The organism is Frondihabitans sp. GW821-FHT04F02, from assembly GCF_059420045.1.
This window is the reverse complement of the sequence record NZ_JBWKSZ010000009.1, coordinates 3,344-5,374: the sequence shown is the minus strand read 5'-3', so window position 1 is coordinate 5,374 and position 2,031 is coordinate 3,344. Positions and strand designations below refer to the sequence as shown.

1 rRNA gene (running past one end of the window) is annotated in these 2,031 nt (G+C 55.4%); it reads right to left on the bottom strand.

The window, feature by feature from the left end:
* Window positions 1-132: 132 nt before the first annotated feature.
* Window positions 133-2,031 (bottom strand): 23S ribosomal RNA (locus tag AC07TY_RS17965) (it continues 1,329 nt past the right edge of the window).

Here is a 2,031-nt window from a genome sequence, read left to right as displayed (position 1 = left end):
TCGAGCTCAAAGCTCTGTATTGAGTTGTTTGTTCACGAAACCTGGGTCTGTCGACCGTGTTCCGGGAACCACATAGTGGACGCGAGCATCACCGCTCCTGCCCGTCGCGAGTTGCCTCGTGAGGGTGGTGGTGTTGTCAAGTTATCGGCTTATTAGTACCGGTCAGCTCCACGAGTCGTTAGTCCTCGCTTCCACATCCGGCCTATCAACCCAGTAGTCTAGCTGGGAGCCTCTCACCCCGAAGGGTATGGAAATCTCATCTCGAAGCCGGCTTCCCGCTTAGATGCTTTCAGCGGTTATCCGTTCCGAACGTAGCTAATCAGCGGTGCCCTTGGCAGGACAACTGACACACCAGAGGTTCGTCCATCCCGGTCCTCTCGTACTAGGGATAGATCTTCTCAAATTTCCTACGCGCGCAGCGGATAGGGACCGAACTGTCTCACGACGTTCTAAACCCAGCTCGCGTACCGCTTTAATGGGCGAACAGCCCAACCCTTGGGACCTACTCCAGCCCCAGGATGCGACGAGCCGACATCGAGGTGCCAAACCATGCCGTCGATATGGACTCTTGGGCAAGATCAGCCTGTTATCCCCGAGGTACCTTTTATCCGTTGAGCGACAGCGCTTCCACAAGCCACTGCCGGATCACTAGTCCCGACTTTCGTCCCTGCTCGACTTGTCAGTCTCACAGTCAAGCTCCCTTGTGCACTTACACTCGACACCTGATTGCCAACCAGGTTGAGGGAACCTTTGGGCGCCTCCGTTACTTTTTGGGAGGCAACCGCCCCAGTTAAACTACCCACCAGGCACTGTCCCAGAACCGGATCACGGTTCGTAGTTAGATATCCAAAGTGACCAGAGTGGTATTTCAACAATGACTCCACCCGAACTAGCGTCCGAGCTTCACAGTCTCCCACCTATCCTACACAAGCCACTCCGAACACCAATACCAAGCTGTAGTAAAGGTCACGGGGTCTTTCCGTCCTGCTGCGCGTAACGAGCATCTTTACTCGTAGTGCAATTTCGCCGAGTTCGCGGTTGAGACAGCTGGGAAGTCGTTACGCCATTCGTGCAGGTCGGAACTTACCCGACAAGGAATTTCGCTACCTTAGGATGGTTATAGTTACCACCGCCGTTTACTGGGGCTTAAATTCTGAGCTTCGCTTGCGCTAACCCTTCCTCTTAACCTTCCAGCACCGGGCAGGCGTCAGTCCGTATACATCGTCTTGCGACTTGGCACGGACCTGTGTTTTTAGTAAACAGTCGCTTCCCACTGGTCTCTGCGGCCTTTCCCGCTCCCGGAGTAAATCCGTTCACGGTTCCGGCCCCCCTTCTCCCGAAGTTACGGGGGCATTTTGCCGAGTTCCTTAACCACGATTCTCTCGATCTCCTTGGTATTCTCTACCTGACCACCTGAGTCGGTTTGGGGTACGGGCGGCTTGAACCTCGCGTCGATGCTTTTCTCGGCAGCATAGGATCACTGAATTCCCCCAATCGGGGTACGCATCGGATCTCAGGCATCGTTGACGACGGATTTGCCTATCGTCAGCCCTACGTCCTTACACCAGGTTCACCTTACGGATACCATCGCCTGGCTCAGCTACCTTCCTGCGTCACACCTGTTAATACGCTAAACGCACCAGCATGGGGTCGAGCGTTAGACCGGCCGGCATCACCCCGAAGGGATCCACTCAGCCGGGTTAGGACTCTTAGCACCACTGGATTATCTTGGGCGGTTCTTCGCCGGTACGGGAATATCAACCCGTTGTCCATCGACTACGCCTGTCGGCCTCGCCTTAGGTCCCGACTTACCCAGGGCGGATTAACCTGGCCCTGGAACCCTTGGTCTTTCGGAGGACGGGTTTCTCACCCGTCTTTCGCTACTCATGCCTGCATTCTCACTCGTGTGGCGTCCACGGCTGGTTTCCACCGCCGCTTCACTCGCCACACGACGCTCTCCTACCAATCCGTACGACTGAACCACGAAGGCTTATCGAAAGTACGAATTCTACAACTTCGGTGGTGTGCTTC